Genomic DNA, 22,721 nt, shown 5'->3' with positions numbered 1-22,721 from the left:
ATTCGTCGATAGGGTGGAGGGGTGCGAGTGACGGGGCGGGCGGGAGTCGGATTTCAGGCCACCCCTCTGCGGCAGCCCGCCTTCCGCACGTTCCTGGCCGGCCACTTCGTCTCCCTGATCGGCGACCAGCTCTACTTCCTGGCCCTGCCGTGGACCGCGCTGCGGCTGGGCGCGTCGGCCGGCACGGTCGGCGTGCTGCTGGCCGCGGCCGCCGTGCCCCGGGCGGCGCTGATGCTGGGCGGCGGGGTGATCGCCGACCGGTTCGGCGGCCGGCGCGTCATGCTCGGCAGCGACGTGCTGCGCGCGGTCGTGATGGCGTTCGCCGCGGTGGCCGCGTTCTCCGGGACGATCGGGCTGCCCGGCCTGTTCGTCGTCGTGATCATTTTCGGTGCGGTGGACGCGGTGTTCCAGCCGGCCCTGACCACCATGCTGCCCCACCTGCTGCCGCCCGAGGCGCTGCCGGCCGGGAACGGGTTGCGCACCCTGGCGCTGCGGTTCGCGCAGTTCATCGGGCCACCGGCCAGCGGCGCCCTGATCGGGTTCGGTGCGGGCTGGGTGTTCGCCGCCAACGCGGCGACCTTCCTGGTCTCGGTCCTGGCGCTGCGGGTGGTGCCGATCGCGCCGCCGTCCCGGTCCGCGGACGGTCCGAGCTTCGTGGAGGAGTTGCGCGCAGGGCTGCGGTACGCGCGGGACAACCGCCCGCTGGCCCGGCTACTGCTGTTCACCGTCCTGGTCAACGCCGGTTTCGCCGGTCCCGTCAACGTCGGCCTGCCGCTGCTGGCCCACGCCCAGGGATGGGGTGCCGGGAACCTGGGCCTGATGCTGGGGGCGATCGGGGCCGGGGCCACCGCCGGGGCGGCGCTGCTCGGGTTCGGCCTGATCCCGGGCGCGGGCGGCGCACCGTTGATGATCACCATGACGGCCGGCCAGGCACTGCTCACGGTCGCTGCCGGTCTGGCCCTGCCACTGCCGGCGCTGGTGGCCGTCCTGGGCGCGATGGGCCTGTTCCTCACGGTGGCCGGCAGCTCGGCGATCGGCATGATGCAGGCGGTCAGCGACCGGTCCATGCTGGGCCGGGTGGGCAGCCTGGTGTCGTTCTCGGTGGTCGGGCTGATGCCGGTGACCTACGCGATCGTCGGCTCGGCGGCCGGGTGGGCCGGGCCCCGCCCGCTGCTGCTGGTCGGCGGCGCGATCCAGGTGGCCGCCGTGGCGTGGGCGATCTGCTCGCCGTCGCTGCGGAGCATCTCGATCGCGAACAGCCGCGCCGCCGGCGACGACCCGGCCCGGTGAGATTCAGGACCAGAAGAAGTCCAGAACAGCCCGGCGCTTGGTCACGATGTGGGTCACGCTGCGGATGACCGGCTTGCGCGGCTCGGGCTTGGCCGACTCGGCCGGCTTCTGCTGAGCAGTGTTCACGTGCGCTCCCTCTGTGCGGCTTGCGAGACCGCCGACACCGCCGAAATTTCGTCCACTATAGACGTCCGATCCAAGATCATGAATCCTCGAACCGGTCGGGCGGCGCGACCGGCAGGCGCAGCATCCGGTACGGCAACCAGACCGCGACCGGCCCGGAGGTCACCAGCCCCACCCCGGCCAGCTCGGCGAGCAGCGGATCGGTGCCTGCGGTGCCCGCGGCCGGCCGGTCCAGTTCCGGGCCGAACGCTTCGACCAGCGGTGGACTGTCGATGACCAGGCTGCGCCGGTCCTCGCTGTCCCGGCGGTCGTCGACCAGCACGAAGCCGGGGCCGCGCCGCCAGGTCAGCAGGCCGTACCGCCAGCGGCGGCGCCCTTCGAGGTCGGTCCGGGCGGGCACGAGGTGCGCGAATTCCGGCCCGGCGGTTCCGGTCCAGTGCAGTGGCAGGCCGTGGGTGAGTGCGGCCTTGGCCAGTTCGATCCAGTCGGCGGTGGCCGCTCCGACCGGCTCGGACACCACCAGGCGGTCGACGCCGGCCACGGCGAGTGCGGCCACGGCGGCCGGTCCGCTCTCCGCGGGCGGGGGCACGTCGATCCGTACCTCGATGGCGGGTCCTCGAATGACCTCCTGAGCCAGAGCGCCGAGCCGGTCGGGCGGACAGGCGATCGAGATCCGGTGCGATGCCACGGTGACCGGCCCGAACCGGCCCAGCGCGGCGATCAGCGATTCGGGATCGTTGAGCGGCAGTGACGGCGCCACCACCCGGCCCGCACCCGCGGTCCGGGGCAGCCGGTACGGCGTCGCGACCAGCGGCAGCGGCACGCGTTCACCCGGCGACGAGGTCACCGCGGTCCCGCCAGCCGTTGGTGATCCGCGGGTCGGCCGGCAGCGCGAGCGCGACCCAGCCGTCCCCGTCCCGGTAGACCAGGCCGAGCTGCTGCCATCGGGTCAGCAGGGCGAGCAGCCGATCCGTCTCGGCCGGGTGGTCGCCGGCCCGCAGCGCCGCGGCCAGGCCGGACACGGTGAGGTGCCGTTCCAGGCTCAGGTAGACGACCGCCTCCCACCCGGACAGCACGAAATCGCCGCCGAACCTGCCCACACGACGGTCGCAGATCTGCAGGTCCTGTCCGGCCGTCCGATAGGTGAGGGTCGAGTGCTCGTACGCCCGCTGCCAGTTCTCGACCGCCGCCGACAGTTCCGCCGCCTGCTCGTCGGTGATGCCCTTGGGTTCGTACCGGAAGAAATAGGCGAGGTCGGTCAACTCGGCCGCGGGCAGGTCGAAGATCATCGCGTACCACTCGGCGGCGGCCCGCGGGTCGTCGATGCCGAGTTCCGGCCGTTCGAACAGCGGCGCGAAGCGTTCCAGGGTGATCCGCTGCACGGTGCGCGGCGGCGGCAGGTGCACCAGTGCCGCGATCTGCTCGACCACCGGCCGGTAGTCCCGCGCCCAGTCCTCGCCCGGGAATCCGAACAGATAGTTCCACGAGGGGAAGATGCCGTGCTCCCGGAACAGCCGCAGCGCCCTGACCTGGGCGGCGCCGGTCGCGCCCTTGTCCATCAACGCCAGCGGGCCCGAGGCCAGGCTCTCGATGCCCGGCTGCACCTCGGTGACCCCGGCCGCGGCCAGGATCCGCATCTGGTCGGGGCGCAGATTGGACTTGACCTCGTAGAAGATCCGCAGGTCCCAGTCGGTGGCGGCGAGCCGCGGCAGCAGCGTGTCGAAGTAGGCCGGGTCCAGGATGTTGTCGGTCAGCGCGATGTCCAGCACGCCGAACTCGGTGACGGCTCGCTCGATCTCGGCCCAGGCGCGCTCGGGTGGTTTGGTGCGATAGCCGATGGTCGCCGCGTTCAGCCCGCAGAACGTGCACTGCCGCTTCTCACCCCACCAGCAGCCCCGCGACGTCTCCAGGCGCATGTAGGGCACGTCCATCCAGGACCGGATCAAACCCTCGGAAACGATGTCGAAGTACGGCCGGACGTGCGCGACCGGCAGCCGGTCCCCGGCCGTCATGCCCGGCCCCAGCGGGTTGACGACTGTCGTACCGCGCTCGTCGCGCCAGCAGAGCCCGGTCACCGTGCTCAGCTCCCGCTCCCCCGCGAGCGCCGCCATCAGTTCGGTCAGCGGCCGTTCGCCCTCGCCCTGCACGACGTAGTCGAGGATCGGGAAGTTGCGGTGCAGCGCGACACCCATGACGTCGTCGCAGTTCGCGCCGCCGGCCACGATCGGCAGGCCGGGCCGGCGGCGTTTGAGCTCGGCGGCGAGGGCGAGGATGGGCACGGTCTGCGCGAACGTGGTGGTCAGCCCGACCAGGTCGGGGTCGCCGGCCAGCACCCGGTCGGCCGCCGCGGCGATGTAGGCGGGCGCCAGCCCGTGCAGCCGGATCACCTGGTCGACCAGCGGAAACCCGTCCTCGCGCAGCCGGGCGGTGTACTCGTCGAGCCGCCAGCCGGGCCGGTACAGCGACGACGTGAACACCCATTCGCCGGCGCCGTGCTCGTGGCCGTTCTCGGCGATCATCAGGTAGTCGTCCGGGGTCACCTCGCCGCCGGTGGCCCGCAGCACGTGCTCCGCGAAGGTCAGGTTCTCGTACAGCTGGGTGACCTGATGGCCGAGGCCGGTGAGCACGGTGTCCAGCAGTGAGATCGCCAGGTTCGGCCAGGACAGGGTCGGCCAGGGCATGTTGACCAGAGCGACGCGCAAGCGACTCCTTCCCGAAGATCGACCGAAGACTATCGAATGCGTCCGACACCGAGCAATATGGACGATCAGGCGTCCGGGGCCAGATCGCGCAGAACCCGGACCAGGGCGGCCACACTCGGCCGATGCTCGGCCGAGCTGCGGAACACCGCCGCGATGTGCCGTTCGAACGTCTCGGCCAGCGGCAGCACGTCGAAGCGGGACGGCCGCAGCCGCAGCATCAGCCCGGTCACCGTGCTCACCCCGAGACCGGCCTCGACCAGCGCGAGGGACGCGGCCGTGTCGTTGACCTCGTGCCGTAGCCGCGGTTCGATCCCGGCGCGGCGGCACGCGACCCGGATCGCCTGCCCGTAGTCGGTGTTCTCGGGCGGCAGGATCCAGCCCAGCGGCGGACCGGTCTCGGCCAGACTGACCCGCTCGGCGTCCGGCATCGACCCGGTCGGCACCGCCAGCGAGAACCGTTCGCGATACAGGCGAACCACCCGCAGTGACGGGTCGCGGCGGATCGGCACGTCCGGATACTCCAGGCCGATCGCCAGGTCGGCGCTGCCGGAGGAGACCGCGTCGTAGGCGTCGTCGACGACGATCTCGCGGCTGCGCACGACCAGCCCGGGATGCCGCTGCCGCACCCGGGCCAGCATGACCGGCAGGATGTCGGCCGCCGCCGTCGCGAACAGCGCCACCTGCAACTCCCCCGCGACCGTGCCGGTGCTGCGTTCCAGCGCGGCCGTCGCCGCCGCCTCGATCTCCAGGATCTGCTCGGCGTGCTCGACCAGCGCCAGCCCGGCCTCGGTCAGCTCCACCCGTCGCCCGACCCGCCGCAGCAACGCCACTCCGGCCGCCCGTTCGAGGGCGCTGAGCTGCTGCGATATCGCGCCGGGGGTGTATCCGAGGGCGGCCGCGACCGCCGTCACGGTGCCGCGCCGGCGCAGCTCGACCAGCGACCGCAGCTGCACGCTCGACCAGTCCACGCTCACCCCCGACCTTTCAAAGAAATTAAACATTTGAGCGTACGGATTGAGAATGGACCTGAACGAAAAGTGGACTTCATGATGGGCGTATGACCGTCCCCAGCTCCGCTGACGTGGTCGTGATCGGTGGCGGCGCGATCGGCGCCAGCATCGCGTTCCACCTGGCCGAGGCCGGTGTCCGCGACGTCGTGCTCCTGGAGCGCGACGAGCTGGGCGCCGGGTCGACCTGCAAGGCCGCCGGCGGCGTACGCGCCCAGTTCTCCGACCGCATCAACATCGAGCTCGGCGCGCGCAGTCTGCACGCGTTCGCCGATTTCGGGCAGCGCCCGGGCCAGGAGATCGACCTGCACCGGGTCGGCTACCTGTTCCTGCTCTCCACCCCCGAGGACGTGGCGTCGTTCGAGCGGGACGTCCAGTTGCAGAACGAGCTCGGGATCACCAGCCGGATGATCGACGTCGCCGAGGCGAAACGGCTCTCCCCGCTGATCGAGACCGACGGGCTGCTCGCCGCCGCCTGGTCCCCGGACGACGGGCACTGCACGCCCGAGTCGGTGGTCCTGGGCTACGCCCGCGCCGCCCGCAGGTACGGCGCCACCCTGCTCACCGGGGTCACGGTGACCGGGATCGACAGAGACGCCGGGACCGTCACCACCGACCGGGGCACGATCCGCGCGGGTGCCGTGGTCTGCGCGGCCGGCGCCTGGTCGGCCGCGCTGGGCGACCTGGCCGGGGTGCCGCTGCCGGTCACGCCGTTGCGGCGGCAGATCATCTTCACCGAGCCGATGCCCGGGCTGGCCGGGGTGGTGCCGTTCACCATCGACTTCGCCAGCACCTTCTACTTCCACCGCGAGGGCCCCGGCCTGCTGATGGGCATGTCCGACCCGGAACAGGCGCCGGGGTTCCAGCTGAACTACGACGACGACTGGCTGCCCCGGCTGGGCGCGGCCATCGGGGTGCGCGCGCCGTCGTTGATCGACGTCGGGCTGCGCAACGGCTGGGCCGGGCTCTACGAGGTGACGCCGGACCACAACGCGCTGATCGGCCGGGCCGGGAACTTCCTGTACGCGACCGGTTTCTCCGGGCACGGTTTCCTGCAAGCGCCCGCGGTCGGCGAGGTGATCCGGGATCTTTATCTGGACCGGCCGCCGGTGGTCGACGTCGGCCCGCTGACCGCGGAGCGTTTCGTCGCCGGCGCGGCCGGGCGCCCCGAGTCCCACATAGTCTGAGCAGGAGTAGAGCGATGGTTCCGCAATGGCGGCTGCGGGCGAGGTTCGCCCAGGAGCTCTCCACCATGTACGGGCACGAGGTGCCCGCCTACACGACCCTGGTCGAGGTCTCCGAGCAGGTCAACCGCGATGTCGTCGAGCGCGACGGCGCCGGCGCGCAGCGCCTCGGCTCGATCGGCCGGATCACCGCGGAACGGCACGGCGCCATCCGGGTCGGCACCCCGATCGAACTCGGTCAGGTCGCCCGGGTCTTCGGCGCGCTCGGCATGCACCCGGTCGGGTTCTACGACCTGCGCGACGCGGCGAGCAGCTCGGTGCCGGTGATCTCCACCGCGTTCCGGCCGATCGACGCGGACGAGCTGGCGCGCAACCCATTCCGCGTCTTCACCTCGATGCTGACGCCGGCCGACCCGCGGTTCTTCACCCCGGAACTGCGGGCCCGGCTGGAGACGTTCCTGGCCGGGCGGCAGCTGTTCGGCCCGGAACTGCTGGAACTGGCCGACCGGGCCGAGCGCGACGGCGGCCTGGACGAGCCGGACGCGGACAACTTCCTGCGCCTGGCCGTGCAGGCGTTCGAACTGTCCGGCGAGCCGGTCGACCGGGCCTGGTACGCCGAGCTGGAGAAGGTCTCGGCCGTCGCCGCCGACATCGGCGGGGTCCGCAGCACCCACATCAACCACCTCACCCCGCGCGTGCTGGACATCGACGAGCTGTACCGGCGGATGACCGACCGCGGCATCGCCATGATCGACGAGATCCAGGGCCCGCCGAAGTGGCACGGGCCGGACGTGCTGCTGCGGCAGACCTCGTTCCGCGCGCTGGCCGAGGCCCGGATCATGCGCGAGCCGGACGGGACGGTCGGCACCGGGTCGCTGCGGGTCCGGTTCGGCGAGGTGGAGGCCCGCGGGGTCGCGCTGACCCCGGCCGGGCGGGCCCGCTACGACACACTGCTGGTCGAGGTCGACCGCCGGCTGGCCGCGTCCGGGGGTGTGCGCGCCGAGGTCGCGGCCGACGTGTGGGCCAAAGGCCTGCCGGACACCGAGGCCGGTCTGCGCGAGGCCGACCTCGCCTATTTCTCGTACGCGGTCAGCCCGGCGCGGCCCGGCGGCCCGCCGCCGGGCACCCTGCCGGAACTGGTCGAGCAGGGCTGGGTGACGGCGACGCCGATCGTGTACGAGGACTTCCTGCCGCGCTCGGCCGCCGGGATCTTCCAGTCCAACCTCAGCGCCGAGGGCACCCGCGACACCAGCCAGGAGGCGGTCGCCTACGACCAGGACTGGCTGGCCGGGGCGGTCGGCCGCGACATCCACGACCCGTTCGCGCTCTACGCGGCCCAGCAGGCGGCATCGGTCACCAAGATCACCACGCAACTCGGCACACCGGAGGTCTCATGAACACCGACCAGCTGCGCGAGCGGGCCGGGAACAGTCTCAGCCGGGTCGGCGTCGCCGTCCCGGACGGGACCGATCTGTACGCCCGCTCCCCGATCACCGGCGAGAACCTGCTCGGCCTGCGGGCCACCACCGCCGAGGAGGGGACTCGGGCGATCGGCGAGGCCGCGGAGGCGTTCCGGGTCTGGCGCACCACACCGGCGCCGGTGCGGGGTGACCTCGTGCGCACGCTCGGGGAGCTGCTTCGCGTACACAAATCAGATCTGGCCGATCTGATCACCATCGAGGTCGGAAAGATCCGCTCGGAGGCGCTCGGCGAAGTGCAGGAAATGATCGACATCTGCGAGTTCGCGGTCGGTCTGTCCCGCCAGCTCTACGGCAAGACGATCGCGTCCGAACGGCCCGGGCACCGGCTGGCCGAGACGTGGCATCCGCTCGGCGTCGTCGGCGTCATCTCGGCGTTCAACTTCCCGGCCGCGGTCTGGTCCTGGAACACCGCACTGGCGCTGGTCTGCGGAAACGCGGTGGTGTGGAAGCCCAGCGAGCTCACTCCCCTGGTCTCGCTGGCCACCAGCCACCTGCTCGACCGGGCCATCGCCGCCGTCGGCGCCCCGCCCGAACTGCACCGGCTGCTGCTGGCCGGGCGCGAGGCCGGTGAACTGCTCGTCGACGACCCGCGGGTCAGCCTGGTCAGCGCGACCGGCTCCACCCGGATGGGCCGCGAGGTCGGCCCGCGCGTCGCCGCCCGCTTCGGCCGGGTCCTGCTCGAACTCGGCGGCAACAACGCGGCCGTCGTCACCCCCACCGCCGACCTGGAACTGGCCCTCCAGGGCATCGTGTTCGCGGCGGCCGGCACCGCCGGGCAGCGCTGCACCACCCTGCGCCGCCTGATCGTGCACCGCGACATCGCCGACACCCTCGTCGACAAACTCGCCGCGGTCTACGGCCGCCTGCCCATCGGCAACCCGTTCGACGAATCCACCCTGGTCGGCCCGCTGATCACCGACGCCGCGGCAGCGTCGATGACGGCCGCGCTGGACCGGGCCCAGGCCGAGGGCGGCAAAGTCATCGCCGGCGGACGCAGAATCGAAAAAACCGGCGGCGCGTACGTCGAACCGGCCATCGTGCGAATGCCGAAACAGACTCCGATCGTGCGGGAGGAGACGTTCGCCCCGATCCTGTACGTGCTCACCTACGACACGTTCGACGAGGCCGTGGCGCTGCACAACGACGTACCCCAAGGATTGTCGTCCTCGATCTTCACCCGCGACATGCAGGAAGCCGAAAGATTCCTGGCCGCCGACGGCTCCGACTGCGGCATCGCCAACGTCAACATCGGCACGTCCGGCGCGGAGATCGGCGGCGCCTTCGGCGGCGAGAAGGAAACCGGCGGCGGGCGCGAATCCGGCTCGGACGCGTGGCGCGCCTACATGCGGCGGGCCACCAACACGATCAACTACTCCAGCACGTTGTCCCTGGCCCAGAACGTCAGCTTCCTCTGATCGCCGGGGCCCTGCAGGCCCGGGCACCCGTCTGACCAGGTTGGGCGGGCCGGTTTCGCGGCGCTATGCTGTGTCCACGGCAGCCGCACCTGCCCGCCTCCATGCCGGTCTCACCCACGATGAGCCGGCACGCCGGACAAGGGTCTTCGACTCGTGCGATCGCTGTCTTCACGTGCCGTGAGATGTCGCGGTCGGAGTCGTGGGGTTCGGCCCAGGATGGACATGGCATGACCAAGAATCGGCGTGCAAAGGACGATGCCCGCGCCCGGATGGCCGCCACCGGTGAGTCTTACTCCACGGCCCGGCGTCACGCCTCCGGCGAGTCAGGCCCCCGTTTCGACCCGGATCACTGCGCGAACTGCCTCAACTCGCTGCCCCCGCAGATCGAGGGGCTGTTCTGCTCAGAGTTGTGCAGTCAGACCGCGGAGACCGTGAGGTACTGGCGGCGCGTCACCCGTGACGGCCGAATCGAAGAACCGGACGTCCGGCTCGTTCTGAACACGAAGATCGCCCATCTCCTAAGTGGCGGCTACGCCAAGCGGGCCCGGCAACTGTCCGATGGCCTTCGAGCTGAGGTGTGGCGGCGGGATCAGCGGCGATGCCGCATCTGTGGTGAGCCGGGTGCCGAGATCGACCACATCGCCGGGGACTCGTCGGCCCTGGACAACCTGCAGTTGCTGTGCGTCGCGTGCCACCACCGGAAAACCGGCGCGCGGATGGTCCCCGCGCCACCGGAACGCGTCGCCTACGCCCGGCGGCTCGAACGCGAACGAGTAACGCCCGACGAACCGCGCCTTTTGTGCGACGACGAGAACGGGTGGGCCGACGCGTGGCGGAATCTACGGAAGGAACGCCGCGCCCGCCTGCTGGAGGAACTCGCCGAGCACGGATACACGCTCGCCGACTTTCCAGGACAGTCGTGGGCGGACATGTGGGATGCCGTCCTCGACGACTATGAGTATGACGACGACGAAGGTGGCGGGCCGGAGGACTACGACGGCGGCTACGGCCCGAACTCGTACTTCGCCCACGCCATGGCCAAAGACGACTGACGCATTACGCCTCGTAATGAAAGAGGCCCGGACCCTGGCAATGCCGTTGGGGCGTGGCCCAGGCCGGGCCTCCTTCTCAACCGGCATCCGCGGTGCGGAGGCGGGAGTCAATCGCGGTGGTCGCGGATCCAGGTTTCGATTTCCGGTTCCAGCCAGATGCGGCCCATCGCGAGTAGCTGGTACGGCTTGGGGAAGTCGTCACGCTCGGCCAGCTGCTGGATGCGTTGGCGGCTGAGGCCGAGCCGGCGGCTGATCTCGGCGGCGCCCATCATGCAAGGGCCGTCGACATCCGGTCTTGTGGCCGTGAACTGCGTGTCCATCGTCCGGGCCTACTCGTGCAGGAGCTCGAAGTGGCCGCGCGCGTTGCGCCGGACGGCGTGCTCCTGCGCCCCGAACCCGTCGCGGTCGCCAGCCTCTCGGGTCCCACTACCAGCGGATTCCGTCGGCCGGACGGTGTGAAGCGGAGCAGGGCCGACGGTTTGGACGCACTCGGCGGCGGTTCGGGGGCGTTCGGGGGTCGGGTGGGGCGGGGTGGTCTGGGTGGCGGCGAGGGTGAGGAAGCGGCGGGTTGCCTCGTGGGACTGGTCCTCGTCCAGGGCCAGGATGATGACGCCGCGCAGGTCGTCGAGGCGGACACCGATGATCTCCATGGGTACGCCGGCCAGGCGGACCTGGACCTCGGCGTCAATCCCGATCGCGTTCAGGGCGGCGCGTAGCTCGCTTTGCCGGATCATGAACCCTCCTTTCCAAGATCAAGCCGCGGTCGCAGACCAGGCATTCGCGGTCGCGGCCGCAGCCGGTGCACCAGCGGGCGCTGACCCGGCCCAGCCGTAGGCCGGCCAGGTAGCCGCCGGCCAGAATGACGAACGCGGCCCCGATCAATGCGGAAACAAACATGCACGGTCACCTCCGCGGAACTATTCGAGGACACACGGCGGCCGGCCCGAGGGGCCAACCTTCAACCGGCCGCCGTGTCGAAGAAATTCCCTCCGGCAATCCACCGTCGGTCATCTCGCAACGGATGTTTCCGCGGTCTCGTGGGCTGGCGCAACGTTCCGCCGTGCAAAAGTAGGCCCAGGGGGCTGGAAATTTTCAAGATCACACGGTAAACCTTCCATGGCGGAGGTGGAGACCATTCCATGGCCGATGTTAGGTAAGCCGTATCTCCTGGAAGGAGGGCCTCGGGTGGAGTCCGAACAGACCGGGTCGACAGTGCCGCGCCGCCAGCTCGGCCGGTTCTTGAAGGCGCTTCGCGAGAACGCGAAACCGAAAAAGATCACGATCGAGCAGGCCGCCGCCTATCTGGACTGCTCGACGCAAAAAATCTGGCGTATCGAGAAGGGTGCGGGACCCGTGCGCGCGCCGGACGTCCGCCTGCTGTGCGATTTCTACGGCGCCGACGCCAAGTACACCGAAGATCTGATGAGCCTGGCGAAGGAAACCAAGACCAAAGGATGGTGGTTCACCTACGGCGTCGAACTGCCGGACTGGTTCGATCTTTACCTGGGCCTGGAGAGCGCCTCGAACAAGATCCGCAAGTTCGAGCCCATCCTTATCCCAGGACTTCTCCAATCACTCGCTTACATGGAAGACCTGTTCCGAACCTTCGGACCTGATCGGACCGAAGAAGAACTCGAGCGAAGGATCAAGCTCAGGCAGGTCCGACAAAGCTTGTTGACACGCCAGTTCCCAGAGGCTCCGGCAACCGATTTCGTCATCTCGCAGGCAGCACTCTTGATCGAGACCGCAACAAGCGGCGCCATGCATCAACAGCTCGTTCATCTCTTGAAAGCGAATGAACAGCCCAATATCACAATTCGCATATTGCCGAACTCCAAGGGGCTGCATCAAGCCTCGGTTGGCGGCGGCTTCACCATCCTCGACTTTCCCGACGAATCCGAACCGACCACCGTCTATTCCGAAGGCATAACCGGGGCACTCTATCTCGACCGTCCGAGTGAAATCGAGGTATTCAACCGGGCATGGTCGGAGCTGGACGATCTAGCCTTGAGCGCGCAAGAATCGAATGAAATGATCACTTCGATCCTGCACAGCCAAGTAGAGGGATGATCATGGACGTGCATAGCTTGACCGGCGCTGTTTGGCACAAGAGCACGCGCAGCAGCGCTCAGGGCGACTGCGTTGAGGTGGCGGGCAATCTTGCCGACGTTGTGGCTGTTCGGGACACCAAGGACCGGGATGGCGGGACGCTGATGTTCACGCGCGGTGAGTGGGAGGACTTCCTCGACGGGGTCAAGCGGGGCGAATTCGACTTGCCGGGCTGAACGCCGTACGGGAAAGGTGGGAGCCTGGGCCGAAGCGGCCCGGGCCTCACCGCATGAGGGACCAGCGTCCTGCCTGGTGGTCTGTGATTGACTACCTCTCATGACCGCCGAGTCGACCGCGGCCACCCGGCCCCGCAACCGCAAGCAACTCATCGTCGAGGCGGCCGGCCAGGTCTTCAGCGAGCGGGGCTACCACGCGGCGTCCATGGAGGAGATCGCCGCCGCCGTGGGCATCAGCGCCGCCGCTCTGTACCGGCATTTCCCGAACAAGTACGCGTTGTTCGCCGAGTGTGCCGACGTCATGGTGGACCGGCTGGCGGCGGTGGTCGACGAATCGGCGGCGGACTCGACCCTCGATGACGTGCTGACCGCGATCATCCGGGTGACCGTGGCGCATCGATCGTCGGGCGGGCTGTACCGGTGGGAGGCCCGCTACCTGGAGCAGGACGACCGGCGGAAACTGCGGACGAAGTTCGGGCAGGTCATCAGCCGCGTGTCCGAAATGGTTCAGCGGGAGCATCCGCGGGAGGACGACGGGTTACGGGCGGTGGCGGCGCTCGGGGCGATCGGCTCGGTGACCATGCATCACACGTCGATCGCGCAGCGGCGGATCGAGGAGTTGTTGCTGGCGTCCGCGCTCGGTGTGATCACGGTCGATCCGGGGGCGGCGGCCGGGAGTGCGGAATCTGTTGAGCTGCCGGCACAACCGGTGCCGCGGACGCGACGGGCGGAGATCCTGGCGGCGGCGATTCCGCTGTTCGCGCGGGACGGGTTCGCGAACGTGACGAACGTGCAGATCGCGCAGGCGGTGGGGTTGGCGCCGTCGGCGATCTACCGGCACTACCCCGGGAAGGTCGACATTCTGGCCGCAGCGTGTCTGCAGGCGGCCGGGCTGCTGGCGCAGGCGGTGGATCGGAGTCTGCATCAGGCGGGCGATCCGCGTGAGGCGGTGATCGCGCTGGCCGCGGCGTATGTGGCCTACAGCTTCGAACACAACGCGCTGACCAGCGTGGCCGAAGCCGAGATCGCCGGGCTGCCGGCCGACCTGCAGCGGCCGTTGATCCTGGCGCAGCGGGAGCACATCGCGGTGTGGGAGCAGCAGTTGCGGACGGCGCGGCCGGATCTGGATCCACGGCAGGCGCGGCTGCTGACACACGCCGGGTTCGGGGTGGTGGTGGAGGCCGGGCGGGCCCTCCGCTGGGAGGACACGCCCGGTCATCGTGATGCGGTGACCGCGCTGGTCACCGGCGCGTTGACGATCTAGCGTCACACGTCGACGTCCCGCCATTGCTGCGCGGTGGTGCTGTTGCAGGTGTAGATCTGCACGATGGTGCCGTTGCCGGTTCCGTTGTTGCGAGCGTCCAGGCACAGGCCCGACCAGACGTTGACGATCGTCTGCACCGGTCCGGTCTTGACCGGGAAATACCACAACTGAGTGACCGAGAGGTTGCACGAGTTCATGACGACCGGGGTGCTGACGGCCGTGCTGAAACCGTTCGGGGTGAGGCAGGAGTTGGTACGGCGGTTGACGATGTTGTAGAAACCCTCGCCGTCGGGCAGGGTGCCGACGAAGCTCACGCCCCACGATTCGTCGCTGCCGCTGTCGCAGCTCCAGAGTTGGACCTTGAAGTTGGTGTTGGTGTCGACGTCGAGACACCGGTTGCTGGCGACGCCGACGAAGTGGCGCCAGTTGAGGTCGGCGGCGGACGCCGGGCTCGCCACGAACAGTGTGGCCATGAGGGCGGCCAGCGCGGTGGCGACGGCGAGAAATCTGTTTCTGGGCACGATGGTTTCCCTTCGCTCGCGGTTGTCCGCGTCGGATTTGGCCAGCGGAACTGCCTTCGCGAAAGGAACGCCACGAAGTGGCATTGCTGACTTCATGGGTAGGAGATTAGGTTTGCCGGTCGCCTCAGGAGATGGGCGATTGTTGCCCAACTTTGCGGCCGGCGATACCCAGGTTGCGGGTAGGAGCACGGGAGCTACCTACGAAGGGCACGCCGGGATTTGACATCGCCTACCGTGCCCTGCATGGATCATGATCAGCTCACGCGGATTGCCCCCGATTTCGAGCGGTACGGCCGCCGCGTACGGAAAGCAGGTGTTGGTAAGAAACGGATCACCAGGTCCAAACGGCGGTGATCATGACGTCCCGGCCGAATCCCGCCATTGAGCTGACGTTTCCCAGCAAATTGACACCGGAGGATCAACCACCCATGACGTCGGGGCATACGCGGCCGAACTGGCCGGTTCGGATATCGGTCATCAGCGCGATGCTGGCGGTGGTGCTCGTGGTCCTCACGCTCGCCGGATTCACCAGTGGTCTCTTCGGATGGCATCCCGGGACACCGGCGGCCGTGGTGGCGGCACGGGCGGTGAACCTGCCGGCAACGGTGGGGGTGCCGGGTATCCGCAGTGCCGACGAGACGAAACATCCGGTGACCGCGGCGGCCGTCCTGATCAGCGGCAACACGTGGTACGCGGACGGCTCTCACTGGTACGGCGCGGTGATCGGCGCGGACTCGGGAGACTACCGGGTGTTCGTCAACAATGCCGGGGCCGCCGGGTTCGGGGCCGTGCTGTCGCCGGACGGCCGCCGCCTGGCCTCCGGTGACGGGATCCTCGACATCGCGACCGGCCGATGGACGGTGTACCCGCAGGCCTGGCAGCACCGGGAACTTGCGGCGCAGGCCTGGTCGCCGGACGGTGCCCGGCTCGCCGTGACCAGCCGCGCGACCGGCGGCGACGGGCCCTACCCGTCAACGGCGAACGGGTCCGCCACCACGCTGAACCTGCTCGACGTCGCCAGCGGCGCGATCACCGAGGTCGCGGTTCTCCCGGACGCCGCGGCGCTGGACGGCTGGACGGTCGCGTTCTCGCCGGACGGCACACGCCTGGCGTACCAGGCTTCCGGTCAGGTCGTCATCGTCACCGTCGCCGGCGGTCGCACCACCGCCGTACCGTTGCCGGACGGCGCGCGGCTGGCGGGCAAGGGCAGCTGGACCCGCGACGGGCAGGGGCTGCTCGTGGTGTCGGGAGAACACTGCCCCTCCTGCGGCGACTACCCGGTGCGCTGGACCGTGACGACCCTCGCGGCGACGACCGGGGCAGCCGTGGGACCGCGGTATCAGGTCGACGGGGCGTACGCAGTGCGGGTGCTCGGCTGGTGGCCCTCCGGGCGGCCGGTGGCGGTCGCGTAAGCACCCACCAGTGACGCCGCCACGACACTGTTCGACGACGAGGACAGCCGCTACCAGCTGACCAGCATGAACCAGGTCGATTCCGCCCGGCTGCTGGAGCTCTCGCCGGGGACCGGCCATCACCAGCTGAGCTCGGTCGGCACCGAGGCCGTCGACGTGGCCGACAACGTGCTGGCCATGGGCAAGGTCGGGACGGCCGCGACGCCGGCGACCACGGTCGACACCATCGCCGGCGGCCTGCTCACCGCCGCGGCGGGCGCAGCCGCGACCGCGGTGCTGTCGGGTGGCTTCGCCCTCTGGCGGCGGCGCTTTCCCCGACCGGGCGCCGTAGGGGTCAATGAGGGTCCGTGACCGTGCCGGGCAAACTGTGCGCTGCCGAATGACGGGCGCCGCAGGAACTCAGGCGTTGGGTCCGTGATCAAAGCGCTTGCCGAGGTGAAAAAAACTCGGCAAGCCGGCTCCAACCGCTCACCCACGCTACGCGGCCAGACCGTTCCGATTCTGCGTGGAGGTCGACATTCGCGGTCAGAGCTGAGCCTCTGTAGGGCACAGCGCGGCCGGGTGCGAGGACGATCAATAGTCTTCGGATCGCCCCCATAGGCGACGACGGCGCAAGATCGCCTCGACGAACCGTTCCGCGACGTTGATCAGCACGCCGCCTCCGCGGTGCCCCGTCATGAAACGGGGAGGGTGAGGATGAAAATGGATCCCTGTTGCGGGGCTTGTTCGTAGTGGATGTCGCCGTTGTTGGCCCGGGCGAGTTCGCGGACGATGTAAAGCCCCAGGCCGGTGCCCTTCACCGTTGTGGCTGTGTTCTGGGCGCGGCTGAAGCGTTCGAACAGGTGTGGGCGCAGTTGGGCCGGAACTCCTGGACCAGCGTCCTGGACGGCGATTCTCGTGCTGGTGCCGTTACTGGTGGCACTGATCATGGTGGCGCCGCCCCCGTATTTGCGGGCATTGGACAGCAGGTTGGTGAGAATCTGAGCGAGATGCCCGGGTTGCACGCCGGCGGTCAGGTCAGCGGAACAGTCGACTGTCGTGGTGGTGCTGTTCGTGTTGGCCACGGCGATCTCGAGGTGGTCGCGGAGGTTGACGGTCTCGGGTGTTGCGGTGATCGCGCCCGCATCGAGGGTTACCAGGGTGAGGACCTCACCCAGGATGCCGTTGATCAGGTGCGCGTTGCGGTCGATCGCCTGCAGCATCTTCTTCTGCCGATCGGCGGGAAGGTCGTCCCAGCAGTCGGTGAAGATCTCGGTGTAGCCGAGGATGGAGCACAGCGGATTGCCGATCTCGTGGCCGAGCATGCCCATCAGGTCCTGCTTGAGCCGGTTGGCATCCTCGAGCTGGCTGTTGCGGTCAGCAAGGTCGGCGATGGCGGCGTCGCGGGCGATCTCGGCGGCTTTGCGGTCGCTGATGTCCTGGAACAGGCCGACGAAGCGTTCCGGGTGGCCGGTCTCGTCCCGGATCGCCGAGACGGTGGTGTGTACCTCCAGGTGGCCGCCGTCGGCTCGGATCAGCTGACATTCCTGCTGGTAGGAGTCGGCCTGACCGGCGAACAGGGTGGCCAGTGCGCGGATTCTGGCCTGATGGTCCTGCGGCGCGATGTGTTCGCCGACCTTGGTTCCTACCAGTTGCTCGGGCGAGTATCCGAGCATGGCCGCGAAGGCCGGGTTCACCTCCTGGATGCGGTCGTCGGCGCCGCGGATGACCTGCCCGACCGCGGAATGCGCGAACTGGGAGCGGAAACGCCGCTCGCTGTCCTGGAGGGCTTGTTCAGCGTGGCGGCGAGCCGAGATGTCGGTGTTGATCGACAGGATCGCTACCGGGTTGCCCTCGGGGTCGCGTTGCAGAGCCTTGCGCGACAGGATGCTGACCCGACGGCCGTCGGCCCGGCGGTGTTCCAGTTCGCCGGCCCAGGCGCCGTGGGCATGCAGTTCCTCGTCGATCGCCGAGCGGGTGACGTCACCGGTCCAGATGGTGCCGAGTAGCCGGTCGAGGTCGTGCCCGGCCGCGATTTCCGGCGCCCAACCGTAGATGTGCTCCGCGGCGGGGTTCCAATAGATGATGTGCCCGTCGAGGTCGCGGACGATCACCGCGTCCTGGGTGAGATCCAGCAGTTGGGCGCGCTGGTGCAGCTGCTGTTCGATCTGCCGCTGGGTGGTGACGTCCTGGACCTGGGTGATCAGGTACAGCGGGGCGCCTTGGTCGTCGCGGATCACGGCCGCGTGCAGTTGCACCCAGACGGTGTGCCCGTCAGCATGCCGGTAGCGTTTGGCTGAGGTGAGCGTGTCGATGCCGGCGTGCTGCAGATCGTCGAGTGCCTGGTCGGTGGCCGGGTGGTCCTCCGGGTGGTGGAAGTCGTGGACGCGCATCCCGGTGAGCCGATCGGTGGGGTAGCCGGTGATCGTCGCCATGGCGGCGTTGGCCTGCAGGACGACGCCGACGTTGGCGGCTCGGATGTCGGTCAGGACCATGCCGAGCGGGCTGTTGTCGAACGCTGACCGGAAGCGGGCCTCGCTGATCTCCAACGCGGCCACCGCCTCGTTGGCTCGCTGCAGCAGCCGCGCCCGGTGAGCGGTGTCGTCGGCGTGCCGCAATGCGCCGGTGAGCGCGTCGGCGAGCAGCGTGAGTTGCTCGGTGTCGGCGTCGTCGAACGCGTTGGCCGCAGAACTCGACACGCCGAGGGTGCCGAAGACCTGACCGTCGGCGAACAGCGGCGCCACGATCATTGATCGGACGGCGGCGGCCAGGCTGCTGTCCCGGGCGACCCGGCTGTCGGTCTCGATGTCATCGCAGCGCAGCGTCGTGCCGGTGGTGACGACCTGACCGGCCAGTGACCCGGTGATGCTCACCCGCACGTCGCGGTGGGCGGTCAGGACGCCGGCGGTCGCCGCCGCGTACAGTTCCGTCCCGTCGAGCAGGCCGATGATGGCGCCTTCCGCGGCCGGCAGCGCAGCCGTCGCTCGTTCCGCCACCAACTGCAGCGTCCTGTCACGGTCGGCAGCCGCCGCAGCCACCTCCCGTTGGATGGCGATGGTGCTGCGCAGCCGTTCGCTCTCCCGGCCGGCCCGCTCCTCGGCGTCCTTGCGGACCGTGATGTCCTCCGCCTGCACCAGGCGTTGTGTCTGGCCGTCCGGGCCGGTGATCGCGGTGATCGTCACCCGCGCCCAGACGACCGTGCCGTCGTCGCGCAGGAACCGCTTCTCCAGTTCGCCGACGACCTGCTGGTCCTGGACGATGCGGGCCACCTCGCGGCGGCTGGCGGCCAGGTCTTCGGGATGGGTGAAGTCGCGATAGTCACGGCCGAGCAGATCTTCGACGGGCAGGTCGATCATCCGCGCGAAAGCCGGGTTCACCCGCACGAACCGGCCGTTGTCGTCGGCGATGACCATGCCCAGCGGGCTGGCATCGAACGCCACCCGGGATTGTTCCTCGCTACGCCGTAGGGCCTCTTGCACCGCCCGTGCGTCGGTGATGTCCCGGCCGCTGGCGATCAGCAGTCCTTGTCCGGGTAGGGCGGCACCATGCCACTGCAGCCATCGGTAATCGCCGGTTTTGGTCCGATAGCGGTTCACCACGGTCACCGAGCGGTCCGATGCCGGCCCCGAGGTCGCCGCGGCGACGCCCGAGAGCGTGGCCGCCCGGTCGTCCGGGTGGATCAGCGCGGTGGCGTCACTGCCGACCAGTTCGTCCTCGGTCCAGCCCATCACGTCCTGCCAGGCGGTGTTCGCGCGCACCACCACACCCTCCGGAGTGGTGAGCAGGTGCAGGTCGGGCGACGAGGCAAAGGTTACGTCCAGTAGTTCCTGGCTGCGGCGTTCCGCGTCGACCTCGACGACCTGCGCCAGAAAGTGCTGTGGCGTGCCGGTTTCGTCGCGGACCAGCGTCACTGAGAGCAGGCACCACACCGCTGTGCCGCCCTTGCGCAGGTAGCGCTTGTGCATCCGATAGTCCGGGATCTCTCCGGCCAGCAGTTGCTCGACGAGTTCCAGATCCCGGTCCAAGTCGTCCGGATGAGTGATGGACTGGAAGTCCATCGCGAGCAACTCTTCACCGCCGTAGCCGGTGATGCCGGCCATCGCCGGGTTCACCCGCAGCCACACCCCGTCGAGCCCGACCAGGGCCATCCCGATCGGGGACGACTCGAACAACGACCGGAACCGGACCTCGCTGTCGGCGATCTCCTTCTCCCGCGCCTTCCGGACACTCACGTCGTGCAGGAACGCGTGAAAGAGCGTGCCGTCCTGCTCCACCTGCGCCTGCAGACTCATCTCGACCGGGAACTCCCGGCCCTCACGATCGACCGCGACCTGTTCCAGCCGTTGCCCCGGCAGCCACGAACGCAACCCCGCGGCGTGCTCTGCACGCAACCGGTCCGGAATGATCAGATCTGTCAGAACGTGGCCCAGTGCCTCGCACTCGTCCCAGCCGAACAATGTCTCAGCCGAGGAGTTCCAGCTGCTTACTATGCCCTGACCATCGACGGTGACGAACGCATCGGCGGCGGCGTTCAGCACCGCTTGCCGCCGCCGCGACTCGGTCATCAACTTCGCGTGGGACAACCGCATAGCGATCTCGGCCTCGATCGCGGCGGCCAGATCCTCGACAATCGCCAGTTCGTCGGCCGACCACTGCCGAGGCTGGACGTCAATGACACAGAACGATCCGAGCGGCTGACCCTGCGGAGCTCGCAACGGAAATCCGGCGTAGGCTGCCACCCCGAGATCTTTGATCGCGAGATTGCCGCACACCCGATGATCGGTACGAGCGTCACTCACAATCAGGGGTGCATCGGCGGCGACGACATGCTGGCAGAACGAATGCGACAGCGGCGTCTCACCACGACTGGCCCACGGCTCCGGCAGGCCCACCGCACTGGGGAATACCTGCCGCTCCTCCTCCACCATCGAGACCAGCGCCACCGGCGCGTTCACCAACCGGCCGGCCAGACGCGTCAGCCGATCCAGCACCGCGCTGCAGTGCTCCTCCAGCAAACCGGTAGCCCGCAGAATCCGAAGCCGAACCGGATCATGCAACCCTGAAGCGACCCATGACGCCTCGCCGAACAACGGACTCACCATGGGCCCATATTCGGCGACAAGAGCGACGGCCTGAGGCCCGCTACCACATTGCCACCCGCCGCCACCCGACATCCACATCCGGTGGCGTTTGCTCAGGCGGAACCGTCGAGGTCGCGGGTGATCCACCCCGGCACCTCGCCGGGGCAGGGCATCAGAGGAGCGGCCGTCTACCGCATGGCCACCACACACCCCGAGGACGTGCGCAGCCTCACCGCCATCGAGATGGGCCTGCCCGGATTCGACCTCGAGGCGCCGGCGGACGTGACACACGGAGGCGCCTGGCACATCGACGTCCCTCGCCGCCTCGGGAATCCCCGAACTGCTGTTCACCGGCCACGAAAAGGAACTCCTCGGCCGATACGCATTCCCCTCCACGGCCGCTGTGCCGCAGGCGATTCCGGACACCGATATCGAGGAATTCTCCGCGGTCACGCACGACCTGGCGGCTGGCGCGACGCCGCCGACCTCTATCGGCTGGCGGGCTGTCTACCGCCGAACTCTCGGGTGGTGCGCCATTCCCGGAGGGCAGCGTGATGCCATCACGCTGCCCTCCGGGCGACAATGACCACTTGATACGGAGTAAATGGGTCAAGGGGCCACGGTGCAGGCCTCACCATTTCAGGGGCGGTTGCCGGTCGGGATGGTGATCGGCGTGTAGGTCGTGGAGGTGCCGTTGTTCAGGAACAGCATGGCCAGGCCGCGTACGAACTGGTCGAACAGGGAGAACCCGGTCGGGATGATCGGGGACAGCCCCTCGCGGAACGCCACGTACGCCGGCCAGCCCACCTCGATCAACGCCCGGGACGCGTAATCGCGGGGCAGCTTCAGCCAGTCGCCGATCTTGTCGCTGAGCACGTAGCGGGCGAACTCCCGCTGGAAGCCCTGTGTCACGCCGAGGTCCACCTGGGAGACCAGCCCGAGCAGTACGTCGGCCAGGTTGATGCCTTCCGGGGTGGAGGCCATGATCGGCGTCAGCACGTACGCGGACTGCTGTTTCGCCGCCGCCCAGCTGGCCGGGATGAAGTCGTCGCGGACGCCGAGCAGGTGCAGGGCGACCTGCCACATGTGCAGGAACGCGTCGGACTCGGCGGTGGAGATCTTGATGCCCCAGGACGTCAGTTTGCCGTACACGTACGTTCCGAGGCTGTGGAAGGTGACCAGGATGTCGCCGTTGCTGATCGGGATGAAGTCCTGGTCGTTGGTGACCGCCCGCCAGGCCGCCGACCGGGGCAGCAGGTGGCGTACGGCGGCGTGGGTCAGGCGGGTCTTGTTGGACGTGACCACGAAGTGGCCGGTCGGTTTGAACGCGTCGAGCGCGCTCAGGTCGTACCCGTAGGTGAAGGTTTTGGCCGCCCGTGACTGCATGTCGGCGCCGCCGGCCGAGTAGTACACGTTGCGGGCCTCGCGCGGGATGACCGTGCTCATGATGCCGCTGCCGAGGCCGTAGAGCAGGAACAGGTACATGCTCATGCGCTTGTTGAACTGGGCGGCCCGTTCCAGCTTCACCGGGTCGGCCCAGGAGGGCAGCGTGTTGACCTGCTGGAGGTAGGTGACGAGTTCGCCCGGCAGCCCGGCGGGCAGCGCGTCACCGTTGTTGACCCACGAGTCGAACGCGGTGTTGACGGCCGGGATCTGGCCGTTGTCGAGGAGGGAGGCGACGAGCGGGTCGGTGGCGTCGTCCCAGACGCTCCACGGGTCGGTGACCGTGTCCGTCGCGGCGATCGAGTCCTTGGAGGACCATGCCCACGCCGCCGAGGGGTCGGCGGCGGCGGCCACGCCCAGCGCGGCACCTAGTGTGAGGACACGCCTCCTGCTGAGATTCTTCATTCGCTTACCTACTTCCCGGGCCCGATACATACATGTTTCGGAGAGAGCCGGTCTGTGATTTTTCATTAACATAGACG

19 protein-coding genes are annotated in these 22,721 nt (G+C 68.9%); 10 read left to right on the top strand and 9 right to left on the bottom strand.

The genetic code is table 11. The features are described from left to right. Positions 1–21 precede the first annotated feature (21 nt). The gene (locus tag ACSHV8_RS14545; protein ID WP_436533250.1) at positions 22–1,290 is read left to right on the top strand and encodes an MFS transporter; all 1,269 of its coding nucleotides are present in this window, start codon (positions 22–24) and stop codon (positions 1,288–1,290) included. A 3-nt stretch (positions 1,291–1,293) separates the two neighbouring features. Here the strand turns inward: ACSHV8_RS14545 and ACSHV8_RS14540 are convergent, their stop codons facing one another. The 4 genes from ACSHV8_RS14540 to ACSHV8_RS14525 form a co-directional block, all read right to left on the bottom strand. Then, positions 1,294–1,416, bottom strand: a complete 123-nt coding sequence (locus ACSHV8_RS14540) for a hypothetical protein (protein ID WP_436533248.1) — start codon at positions 1,414–1,416, stop codon at positions 1,294–1,296. A gap of 76 nt (positions 1,417–1,492) precedes the next feature. Further along, a complete protein-coding gene (locus ACSHV8_RS14535; protein ID WP_436533246.1) occupies positions 1,493–2,236 on the bottom strand; it encodes a DUF5825 family protein in 744 nt (247 codons plus the stop codon). Positions 2,237–2,240: 4 nt separating this feature from the next. Further along, positions 2,241–4,115 (bottom strand): RiPP maturation radical SAM C-methyltransferase, encoded by a 1,875-nt coding sequence (locus tag ACSHV8_RS14530; RefSeq protein ID WP_436533244.1) that lies wholly within the window; start codon positions 4,113–4,115, stop codon positions 2,241–2,243. A gap of 65 nt (positions 4,116–4,180) precedes the next feature. Next, positions 4,181–5,089: a LysR family transcriptional regulator gene (locus tag ACSHV8_RS14525; RefSeq protein WP_436533242.1), complete on the bottom strand. Its 909-nt coding sequence runs from the start codon at positions 5,087–5,089 to the stop codon at positions 4,181–4,183. 83 nt (positions 5,090–5,172) lie between these two features. On the opposite strand from ACSHV8_RS14525, the gene ACSHV8_RS14520 reads away from it, so the two are divergent. From ACSHV8_RS14520 to ACSHV8_RS14505, 4 genes are all read left to right on the top strand, one after another. Then, entirely contained in the window at positions 5,173–6,309 is a 1,137-nt protein-coding gene (locus ACSHV8_RS14520; RefSeq protein WP_436533240.1) for an NAD(P)/FAD-dependent oxidoreductase, read from the top strand. Between the two features lie 14 nt (positions 6,310–6,323). Next, complete coding sequence (hglS, locus tag ACSHV8_RS14515) at positions 6,324–7,703, top strand: 2-oxoadipate dioxygenase/decarboxylase (protein ID WP_436533239.1); 1,380 nt, start codon at positions 6,324–6,326, stop codon at positions 7,701–7,703. Further along, complete coding sequence (gene amaB / locus ACSHV8_RS14510; protein ID WP_436533237.1) at positions 7,700–9,202, top strand: L-piperidine-6-carboxylate dehydrogenase; 1,503 nt, start codon at positions 7,700–7,702, stop codon at positions 9,200–9,202. The genes hglS and amaB overlap by 4 nt, the downstream gene beginning before the upstream one ends. A 227-nt stretch (positions 9,203–9,429) precedes the next feature. Then, complete coding sequence (locus ACSHV8_RS14505) at positions 9,430–10,254, top strand: HNH endonuclease (RefSeq protein ID WP_436533235.1); 825 nt, start codon at positions 9,430–9,432, stop codon at positions 10,252–10,254. Between the two features lie 107 nt (positions 10,255–10,361). Here ACSHV8_RS14505 and ACSHV8_RS14500 read toward each other — a convergent pair whose 3' ends face one another. After that, entirely contained in the window at positions 10,362–10,574 is a 213-nt protein-coding gene (locus ACSHV8_RS14500; RefSeq protein ID WP_436533233.1) for a helix-turn-helix transcriptional regulator, read from the bottom strand. Between the two features lie 9 nt (positions 10,575–10,583). Next, positions 10,584–10,988: a hypothetical protein gene (locus ACSHV8_RS14495; protein ID WP_436533231.1), complete on the bottom strand. Its 405-nt coding sequence runs from the start codon at positions 10,986–10,988 to the stop codon at positions 10,584–10,586. A 451-nt stretch (positions 10,989–11,439) separates the two neighbouring features. Here ACSHV8_RS14495 and ACSHV8_RS14490 point away from each other — a divergent pair, with 451 nt between their 5' ends. From ACSHV8_RS14490 to ACSHV8_RS14480, 3 genes are all read left to right on the top strand, one after another. Next, positions 11,440–12,324, top strand: coding sequence for a helix-turn-helix domain-containing protein (locus ACSHV8_RS14490; protein WP_436533229.1), 885 nt, complete (start codon positions 11,440–11,442; stop codon positions 12,322–12,324). A 17-nt stretch (positions 12,325–12,341) separates the two neighbouring features. Further along, complete coding sequence (locus ACSHV8_RS14485; RefSeq protein ID WP_436536768.1) at positions 12,342–12,539, top strand: DUF397 domain-containing protein; 198 nt, start codon at positions 12,342–12,344, stop codon at positions 12,537–12,539. 100 nt (positions 12,540–12,639) lie between these two features. Next, complete coding sequence (locus tag ACSHV8_RS14480) at positions 12,640–13,803, top strand: TetR/AcrR family transcriptional regulator (protein WP_436533228.1); 1,164 nt, start codon at positions 12,640–12,642, stop codon at positions 13,801–13,803. 2 nt (positions 13,804–13,805) lie between these two features. Here ACSHV8_RS14480 and ACSHV8_RS14475 read toward each other — a convergent pair whose 3' ends face one another. Then, a complete protein-coding gene (locus ACSHV8_RS14475; RefSeq protein ID WP_436533226.1) occupies positions 13,806–14,324 on the bottom strand; it encodes an RICIN domain-containing protein in 519 nt (172 codons plus the stop codon). Positions 14,325–14,752: 428 nt separating this feature from the next. On the opposite strand from ACSHV8_RS14475, the gene ACSHV8_RS14470 reads away from it, so the two are divergent. Further along, the gene (locus ACSHV8_RS14470) at positions 14,753–15,736 is read left to right on the top strand and encodes a hypothetical protein (protein ID WP_436533224.1); all 984 of its coding nucleotides are present in this window, start codon (positions 14,753–14,755) and stop codon (positions 15,734–15,736) included. Between the two features lie 66 nt (positions 15,737–15,802). Then, entirely contained in the window at positions 15,803–16,087 is a 285-nt protein-coding gene (locus tag ACSHV8_RS14465; RefSeq protein WP_436533222.1) for a hypothetical protein, read from the top strand. 323 nt (positions 16,088–16,410) lie between these two features. On the opposite strand, the gene ACSHV8_RS14460 is transcribed toward ACSHV8_RS14465, so the two are convergent. Further along, a complete protein-coding gene (locus tag ACSHV8_RS14460) occupies positions 16,411–20,706 on the bottom strand; it encodes a PAS domain S-box protein (RefSeq protein ID WP_436533221.1) in 4,296 nt (1,431 codons plus the stop codon). Between the two features lie 729 nt (positions 20,707–21,435). Then, positions 21,436–22,644, bottom strand: a complete 1,209-nt coding sequence (locus tag ACSHV8_RS14455) for an oxygenase MpaB family protein (protein ID WP_436533219.1) — start codon at positions 22,642–22,644, stop codon at positions 21,436–21,438. Positions 22,645–22,721: the final 77 nt, after the last annotated feature.

The organism is Actinoplanes sp. HUAS TT8 (assembly GCF_051380535.1).
Taxonomy (GTDB): domain Bacteria; phylum Actinomycetota; class Actinomycetes; order Mycobacteriales; family Micromonosporaceae; genus Actinoplanes.
This window is presented reverse-complemented; position numbering and strand designations above follow the sequence as displayed.